Below are 9,030 nucleotides of genomic sequence, written 5' to 3'. Positions count from 1 at the left end.
GCCCCCTCGCCAACACCCCCCCCCCCCCCCCCCCCCCCCCCCCCCCCCGGGGCGGGGGGGCCCCCCCCCCCCCCCGGGGGGGCCCCCGGGGGGGGGGCCCGGGGGCCCCCCCCGCCGCAGGGAGACTCGCTACGAGTGCGTGCGCAGCAGCGTGCGCATGGTGCGCATGGCGACCGACAGGTTCGCCAGGTCGAACGCGTCCGAGCTCTGGATCTCCTCCAGCGTCGTGCGCGCGCGGCCCAGGATCGGCGCGTTCTTCTCCTCCCACGCCTTGAAGCGCTGCTCCGGCGTGGCCGTGCCGTTGCCCGCGGCCAGGACGTCCGCCGTGAGCGCGGCGTGCGCCGCGTACAGGTCCTCACGGATGGAGGCGCGCGCCATGGACTGCCAGCGGTCGGCCCGCGGCAGCTCGATGATGCGGTCCATGAGCTGCGTGATGCGCAGCCGGTCGGCGAGGTCGTAGTAGACCTCGGCGACGGCCATCGGCTCCTTGCCCGTCCGGTCGCCCACCGCGACGATGTCGAGCGCCGGGAAGGCCGACGAGAACCCGGCGACGCGCTGCGCGAGGTCCTCGGGCACGCCCGCCTCGGTCAGCTCGTCCCGGATGCCCTGGTACCACTCCAGGTCCGAGCCGCGCAGCAGCCTCGGCAGCTCGGCCCAGACCTCCGCGACGCCCTTGCTGAAGAAGTCGATGGTCTCCGCGAGCTGGAGCGGCTGCGGCCGGTTGTTGAGCAGCCAGCGCGAGCCGCGCTCGACCAGCCGCCGCGAGTGCAGCCGGATCCGGGTCTGGACGTCGGCGGGGACCACGTTGTCCAGCGCCTCGACCGCGTCCCACACCTCGCTCAGGCCGAAGATCTCGCGCGCGGCGAGCTGCGCCCGCACGATCTCCTCCAGCGAGGCGCCGGTCTCCTCCCGCAGCCGGTGCAGGAAGGTCGAACCACCGGTGTTCACCGTGTCGTTGACCAGCACCGTCGTGATGATCTCGCGGCGCAGCGCGTGCCCGTCGACCTGCTCGGGGAACCGCTCGCGCAGCGCCTTGGGGAAGTAGGCGTGCAGCAGCCGCTGCAGGTACGCGTCGTCGGGCAGCGTCGTCTGGATCAGCTCGTCCGCGGCCGTGATCTTCGTGTACGCGAGGAGCACGGCGAGCTCGGGCTGGGACAGGCCCCGGCCGGAGTTGAGCAGCTCGCGGATCTGCCGGTCGTTGGGCAGGAACTCCAGGCCGCGGTCGAGGTGGCCCTGCTTGCCGAGCCGGCGCATGAAGCGCTGGTGGGCGTGGAGCAGGGACGCCGACTGGAAGACGGCGTTGGCCAGGGCGGTGTTCTGCGCGTAGTTGTTGCGCAGCACCAGGTGGCCGACCTCGTCGGTCATCTCGGCGAGCAGCTTGTTGCGCTGCTTGACCGTCATGTCGCCGTTGGCGACGACCGCGTTGAGCAGGATCTTGATGTTCACCTCGTGGTCGGAGGTGTCCACGCCCGCGCTGTTGTCGATCGCGTCGGTGTTGATCCGGCCGCCCTCGCGGGCGAACTCGATGCGGCCCAGCTGGGTGAGACCGAGGTTGCCGCCCTCGCCGACGACCTTGACCCGCAGGTCCTGGCCGTCCACGCGGATCGCGTCGTTGGCCTTGTCGCCGACGTCCGCGTTCGACTCGGCCGACGACTTCACGTACGTCCCGATGCCGCCGTTCCACAGCAGGTCGACCTGCGCCTGCAGGATGGCCTTCATCAGGTCGGCCGGGGTCATCTTGGCGACGCCGGTCTCGATGCCGAGGGCCTCGCGGATGTGCGCGTTGAGCTGGATCGCCTTGGCGCTGCGCGGGAAGATCCCGCCGCCCGCCGAGAGCAGGTCCTTGTCGTAGTCGGCCCAGGAGGAGCGGGGCAGCTCGAAGAGGCGGCGGCGCTCGGCGTACGAGGTCGCCGCATCCGGCTTCGGGTCGATGAAGATGTGCCGGTGGTCGAAGGCGGCGACGAGCCTGATGTGCTCGCTCAGCAGCATGCCGTTGCCGAACACGTCACCGCTCATGTCGCCCACGCCGACGACCGTGAAGTCCTCGGCCTGGGTGTCGGTGCCGAGCTCGCGGAAGTGCCGCTTGACGGACTCCCAGGCGCCGCGGGCGGTGATGCCCATGCCCTTGTGGTCGTAGCCCGCCGAGCCGCCGGAGGCGAAGGCGTCGCCGAGCCAGAAGTCGTACGCCTCGGCGACCTGGTTGGCGATGTCCGAGAACGTCGCGGTGCCCTTGTCGGCGGCGACCACGAGGTAGGTGTCGTCCTCGTCGTGGCGCACCACGTCGGACGGCGGCACGACCTCGCCCGCGACCAGGTTGTCGGTGATGTCGAGCAGCGCCGAGATGAACGTCTTGTAGCAGGCCACGCCCTCGGCCAGCCACGCGTCACGGTCCACGGACGGGTCGGGCAGCTGCTTGGCGACGAAGCCGCCCTTGGCGCCGACCGGGACGATGACGGTGTTCTTCACCATCTGCGCCTTCACGAGACCCAGGATCTCGGTCCGGAAGTCTTCCTTCCGGTCGGACCAGCGCAGTCCGCCGCGCGCGACCTTGCCGAAGCGCAGGTGCACGCCCTCGACGCGGGGCGAGTACACCCAGATCTCGTACGCGGGACGGGGGGCCGGCAGGTCCGGGATGGCCTGCGGGTCGAACTTCATGGAGACGTAGTTGTGCGGCTTGCCGCTCTCCGACGCCTGGAAGAAGTTGGTCCGCAGGGTCGCCTTGATGACGGTCAGGAAGGACCGCAGGATCCGGTCCTCGTCGAGCGAGGCGACCTGGTCGAGCGCGCCGTCCAGCTCCTCCAGGAGCCCGTCGGTCAGCTCGGTGCCCGCGCGCTGGCGGCCCGGCGACATCCGCGCCTCGAAGAGCGAGACGAGCAGCCGGGTGGTGTGGACGTTGTTGCGGAGGGTGTCCTCCATGTAGTCCTGGCTGAACGTCGAACCGGCCTGGCGCAGGTACTTGGCGTAGGCGCGCAGCACCATCGCCTGGCGCCAGTCGAGACCGGCGCGCAGCACCAGCGCGTTGAACCCGTCGACCTCGGCGGCGCCGGTCCAGGCGGCGGCGAAGGCCTCCTGGAAGCGCTCGCGGCCGTCGTCGCCCAGGTAGTCGCCGCTGCCGTTCGCGGACTTGGGCATGCGCAGCCCGAAGTCGTAGATCCACGCGTGCGTACGGTCCGCGCAGCGCAGCTCGTACGGGCGCTCGTCGGTGACCTCGACGCCGAGTTGCTGCAGCACGGGCAGCACCGCGGACAGGGAGACCTGCTCGCCGGAGCGGTAGATCTTGAAGCGGCGCTCGCCGGGGGCGGCGCCCACCGGCTCGTACAGCGAGAGCTCGAAGTCCTTGTCGCCCTGGGTGAGGTGCTCCAGGTGCTGCAGGTCGGCGACGGCCGCGCGCGGCGAGTGGTCGGCCTTGTAGCCCTCGGGGAAGGCGCCCCCGTAGCGGCGCAGCAGCTCGGCGGCGCGCTCCTCGCCGCACTCGGCGGTCAGCGCCTCGCCGAAGCCGTCGGCCCAGGAGCGGGCGGCCTCGACGAGCCGTCCCTCGATGCGCTCGATGTCGGCGTCGGACAGGTCGGGGACCTCGGCGCCCTTGGGCACGCGGACCACGAAGTGGATGCGGGAGAGGATCGACTCGGTGTTCCAGGCGGTGAAGTCGACGCTGGCGCCGTTCAGCTCCTCCTTGAGGATGTCGATGATCCGCAGCCGGACGCCGGTGGTGTAGCGGTCGCGCGGCAGGTAGACGAGCGCCGAGTAGTAGCGCCCGTACTCGTCCTTGCGCAGGTAGAGCCGCAGCCTGCGGCGCTCCTGGAGGTAGAGGACGCTGGTGACGATGGACCGCAGCTCGTCGGCGGGCGTCTGGAAGAGCTCGTCGCGCGGGTAGGTCTCCAGGATCTGCAGCAGGTCGCGGCCGTCGTGGCTGTTGGCCGAGAACCCGGCGCCCTTGAGGACCTCGGCGACCTTGCGGCGGATGACGGGCACGCGGCGCACCGACTCGGTGTACGCGGCGGACGAGAACAGGCCCAGGAAGCGGCGCTCACCGACCACGTTGCCGTCGGCGTCGAACTTCTTCACGCCGACGTAGTCGAGGTAGGACGGGCGGTGCACGGTCGCCCGGCTGTTCGCCTTCGTCAGGACGAGGAGCTTGTGCTCGCGGGCCTTGGCGCGGGCATCGGCCGGGAGCCGGTCGAAGGACGGGCTGACCGGGTGGTGGTCGTCGCCGTGCTGCGGGTCGGCGCGCAGGATGCCGAGGCCGGTGCCGGGCACCGCGGTGAGGGAGTCGTCGTCCCGCAGGTCGTACTCGCGAAAGCCCAGGAACGTGAAGTGGTTGTCGGCGAGCCAGCGCAGCAGCTCGCGGGCCTCCTCGACGTCCTGGCCCGGCAGGTCGCCCGCGGTGGGCTCGGCCGGCAGCTCGTCGGCGATGCGCAGCGCGGTGTCGCGCATCTTCTCCCAGTCCTCGACCGTCTCGCGCACGTCGGACAGGACCCGCAGCAGATCGGCGGTGATCTGCTTGAGGTCGGCGCGGTCGGTCTCGCGGTCCATCTCGACGTGGATCCACGACTCGACGAGCGCGTCGTGCGGCAGCTCGGCCCCGGCGGGCAGCAGCTCCAGGAGCTTGCCGGTCACGTCCCGGCGTACGACGACCTGCGGGTGGATCACCACATGGATGCCGCGCCCCTGGCGGGAGAGCTCATTGGTGACGGAGTCGACGAGGAAGGGCATGTCGTCGGTGACCACCTCGACGACGGAGTGGCTGGAGGTCCAGCCGTTCTCCTCGACGGTCGGGGTGTGGACCCGCACGTTCGCCGTCCCCTGGGGACGGTTCTCGGCGAGCCGGTAGTGGGAGAAGGCGGCTCCGAAGACGTCGACCGGGTCGCGGTCGGCCAGATCCTCGGGTGCGGTGTGCAGGTAGTAGCGCTGGAGGAACGCGAGGGCCTTGTCCTGGTCCGGCGTGGCCCCGCTCGTCGTCCCGGTCGGTGCACCGCTCGGTAGGCGCCCCCCGACCGGGCTGTTCTCAGCTACCCGGGCGGCCCGCGCGAGCAGCTCGGCCTTGGCTTCGTCCAGCTTGGTCTGCATTGTCCTCTGACTCCTGTCGCGCGCCGTTGCGTGACGTAGAAGGTGATGTGACGTAACGCCGCGACACGGGGTCTCCGGCCGGATTCGACGTTATGCCGCGGTGATGGATGAGCGGACAGCTTTCCGCCATTTTCAGCGGTTTCACTGACAGATGGCGTGCTCGGCCCGGTCGGCCGCACCGCGAAGAAGCGTCAGCGAGCGCCCGGGCACGGATGTCCTCCGTGTGCTCCGGGCGCAGGGCGGGGGCACCGATGCCCCCGCGGGATATCGCGCTGATCACGGGTCAAGGCTATCGCCCCGCACCGGGAACCCGTCATGAGCCGTATGTGTACAAAACCAGGGGGTGAACTTTGACAGTCTGCACAGTCATGTCCGCCACCGGCCCCCTTGGCAAAGCGACGGCGCACGGGCACGTTGGCCCATGGGTCCGGAGGCCGGGCCCGCCCGAGGGGAGCGCAGCGAGATGGCAGCGAAGATCCTGATAGTCACCGGCGACGCGGCGGAGTCACTGGAGGTCCTCTACCCCTACCAGCGGCTGCGCGAGGAGGGATACGACGTCCACATCGCCGCCCCGGCCCGCAAGACGCTGCGGTTCGTCGTGCACGACTTCGAGCCGGGCTTCGACACGTACACCGAGAAACCGGGCTACACCTGGCCCGCCGACCTGGCCTTCTCCGAGGTCGATCCCGGCCAGTACGCCGCTCTGGTGATCCCGGGCGGCCGGGCCCCGGAGTACCTGCGCAACGACCCGGAGCTCCGCAAGATCCTCAAGTCCTTCTTCGACGCGGACAAGCCGGTGGCGCAGATCTGCCACGGCCCGCTCCTGACCGCCGCGATCGACGGCCTGAGCGGCCGCAGGGTCACGGCCTATCCGGCGCTGGAGCTGGACATGCAGGCGGCGGGCGCGACCTTCCAGGACGCGGAGGCGGTGGTGGACGGCACGCTGGTCTCGGCCCGCGCGTGGCCGGACCACTCGGGCTGGATGCGGGAGTTCCTCACGGTCCTGCGGGCGAAGGCCCCGGTGACCTGACGGCGCGTCTAGGTATACGGAGACGGCGCCGCCGCCCCGCACATCGGTATGCGGATCCTCGCCCGAACCGATGGCGGGCGGCGGCCCCGCCCGGCAGGCTCGGTCCCGCGCCGCTTCCACGGAGGCGGCGGGAGGGCGCGGTGCCGGCAGTACCTGGTCATCCCCCACGGCTGTCGTGGCAGGCACGGCCCTCCCCGCGGCAGCCTGCCCTTGTCGGCGAGGGCAGGCCACCCGCGAACCACCCGAAGAGGACACACGGGCCCCACCGGCCTGCACCCGCAAACGCGACGCGAGGGGGCTCACGGACCGCCCCCACCGGCCTGCACCCGCGAGCGAGACGCGAGGGGACGTGGGGGTATGTGCGCACGGAGCACCGAGGAAACAATGGCGCCTTTGTTCGTGCAGCGGGGCGCAGGGATAGCGAGTACGCACATACCCCCGCGGCCCCGCCCCAAGAACCGAACCGGGGCGAACCCCGCCCAAGGCCCAGGGGCCAGAAAACTCAACGAACCACCCCCGCCACCCCCCCGATCTCCGTCCGCGACCCCACCCCCAACTTCGCCAGAATGTGCTCCACATGCGCATCCGCAGTCCGCTTGGAGATCACCAGCTGCTCAGCGATCTCCCGATTGGAGAGCCCCCGCGCCACCAGCACGGCGACCTCCCGCTCCCGCCGCGTCAGCGCCTCCCCTCCGCCCCCACCGGAGCCACCCCCCACCCCGGCCCCCCGCCCCGGCGTCTCCGCGTCCCCCCGCACCGCCTCCAGCACCTGCCGCCCCGAGAGCCGCGCCCCCACCGCATGCCACCGCTCGAACTGCTTCGCCCCCAGCCCCTCCCGCACCGCCTCCCGCGCGGCCTCCTGCTGCTCGAGGAGCGAGGGCAGCATGCCGATGGGATCCCCGCCCAAACGCCGCGCGTTCTCCGCGTAGCCGAAGAGCCACGCGGCCCGCACCTGCCGCCCCGCGTGCGCCGCCGCCCACGCGAGCCCGTGGCAGCACATCGCGGCGACCAGGATCTCGTCGACCTCGCCCGCCGCCTCCATCCCCCGGCACAGCGAGGCGACTCCCGCCTCCCGCTCCCCCGCGAGCCACCGCACCAGGCCCTGCGCCATCAGCGTGGACCCGTAGATCTGCCGCTCTCCGGTGCCCTCCAACAGGTCGAGGCCCTGCGCGCACAGCTCCAGGGCGCCTTCCGTGTCCCCGAGGACGGCCCGCAGCAGCGCCGCCTCGTAGCTCATGACGACGACGCCGAGCAGGTTGTCGCCGTCGAACATCTGCCGCCGCACGTCCGCGAGCCGCGCGAGCCCCGCCCCGTCCCCGCACAGCGCGGCGAGCCCGTGCCCGTACGCCGCGGCGAACTGCGCGACCACCTCGTCGCCCGCCCGCACCGCGCACTCCCGCGCCGGCTCCATCCGCTCGACGGCCGTGGCGAGGTCCGCCGTCCAGACGCCGAAGACGCCGGTGCAGAGGAGCCCCCAGGCCCGCGCCGAGCAGTCCTCGGGGACGCGCTCCAGCCCCTTCTCGATCCAGTAACCGCCCTCGGAGAGCGTCCCCGAGGCGCGCCAGTGCGGCCACAGCCGCGCCGCGAGCCGCAGCCCCTCCGCCGCCCGCCCCTCGGCCCCGTAGGCGTACTCCAGGGCGGTGCGCAGGCCGGACATCTCCGCCCGGACGGCCCGGTGCAGCTCGGGCTGCGCGGCGCCGAGGAAGCCCTCCTCGAAGCGCCGGCCCAGGTCCCGGTAGTGGGCGAAGTGCCGCGCGCGCAGCGCCGCGCCCCCGTCCGCCTCGACGGTGCCGAGCCGCTCGGCCCCGTACTCGCGCAGGGTGTCGAGCAGGCGGTAGCGGCTGCCGGACTCGCCGAGCCGCTGCACGACGGACTTGTCGACGAGTCCGATCAGGTGCCCGAGCACCTCGCCGACGGGCAGCGACTCGTCGCCGCAGACCTGTTCGGCCGCCGCCAGCTCGAAGGACCCGGCGAAGACCGAGAGCCGCGCCCAGAGCACCTGTTCCTGGGCGGTGCACAGTTCGTGGGACCAGTCGATGGCCGTGCGCAGCGTCTGGTGGCGCGACAGGGCGGTGCGGCGCCCGCCGGTGAGCACCTGGAAACGGTCGTCGAGCCGCGCGACCAGCTCCTCGACGGACACCGCCCGCAGCCGTACGGCGGCGAGCTCCAGGGCGAGCGGAATGCAGTCGAGCCGGTGGGAGAGCGCGAGGAGCCGCTCGCGGTTCCGCTCGTCGACGGTGAAGCCGGGCACGACGGAGGCGGCCCGCTGGGCGAACAGCTCGACGGCGTCGGCGTCGGTGAGCGGCGCGACGGGGCAGCAGTGCTCGCCCGGCACGTCCAGCGGCTGCCTGCTGGTGGCGAGCACGCACACGTCCGCGGCCTCGCGCAGCAGGATGTCGGAGAGCATGGCGCAGGCGTCGACCAAGTGCTCGCAGGTGTCGAGCACGATGAGCAGCCGGCGCCCCCGCAGATGGGCCACGACCGCGTCGAGCGGCTCCATCCCGGACTGCTCGGGCAGTTCGAGGACCGCGGCGAGGGTGGCCGGGATGAGCTCCGGGTCCCTGAGCGCGGACAGCTCGGCCAGCCAGACGCCGTCCGGGAAGCGCTCCCCGAGCCCGGCGGCGGCCCGCAGCGCGGTGCGGCTCTTGCCGACGCCGCCCGGCCCGACCAGGGTGACGAGCCGCGCGTACTCGAACGCCGCCCGCACCTGCGCCAGTTCGTCGACCCGCCCGACGAACGAGGTCAATTCGGCGGGCAGTTGCCCGCTTCGCCGCTGCCCGAAGCCGAAACCCATCGCGCTACCGCCCCCGTCACGTCGTTCCGCAAGGCTCACCCGGCCGAGGATCCCACCTCAGCGTACGCAGAAGGACGCGGAGCGTGAGCGGAAAATCCGACAACCCCCCGCCGGACCCCTCGTGCGCCCCCGCCGGCCC

Annotated in this window: 3 protein-coding genes; 1 reads left to right on the top strand and 2 read right to left on the bottom strand. The window is 72.2% G+C overall.

The features are described 5' to 3' along the window. Positions 1-129 precede the first annotated feature (129 nt). A complete protein-coding gene (locus ACFYXE_RS38225; RefSeq protein ID WP_389321169.1) occupies positions 130-5,067 on the bottom strand; it encodes an NAD-glutamate dehydrogenase in 4,938 nt (1,645 codons plus the stop codon). A gap of 463 nt (positions 5,068-5,530) precedes the next feature. Between ACFYXE_RS38225 and ACFYXE_RS38220 the strand changes: the two genes are divergently transcribed. Continuing rightward, complete coding sequence (locus ACFYXE_RS38220) at positions 5,531-6,097, top strand: DJ-1/PfpI family protein (RefSeq protein ID WP_361176961.1); 567 nt, start codon at positions 5,531-5,533, stop codon at positions 6,095-6,097. A 502-nt stretch (positions 6,098-6,599) separates the two neighbouring features. Here ACFYXE_RS38220 and ACFYXE_RS38215 read toward each other — a convergent pair. Continuing rightward, positions 6,600-8,891: a LuxR C-terminal-related transcriptional regulator gene (locus tag ACFYXE_RS38215; protein ID WP_389321165.1), complete on the bottom strand. Its 2,292-nt coding sequence runs from the start codon at positions 8,889-8,891 to the stop codon at positions 6,600-6,602. Positions 8,892-9,030 lie beyond the last annotated feature (139 nt).

Source organism: Streptomyces sp. NPDC002564, assembly GCF_042889645.1.
Classification (GTDB): domain Bacteria; phylum Actinomycetota; class Actinomycetes; order Streptomycetales; family Streptomycetaceae; genus Streptomyces.
The sequence above is the reverse complement of the archived record's forward strand: the minus strand, read 5'-3'. Positions and strand labels throughout refer to the sequence as shown.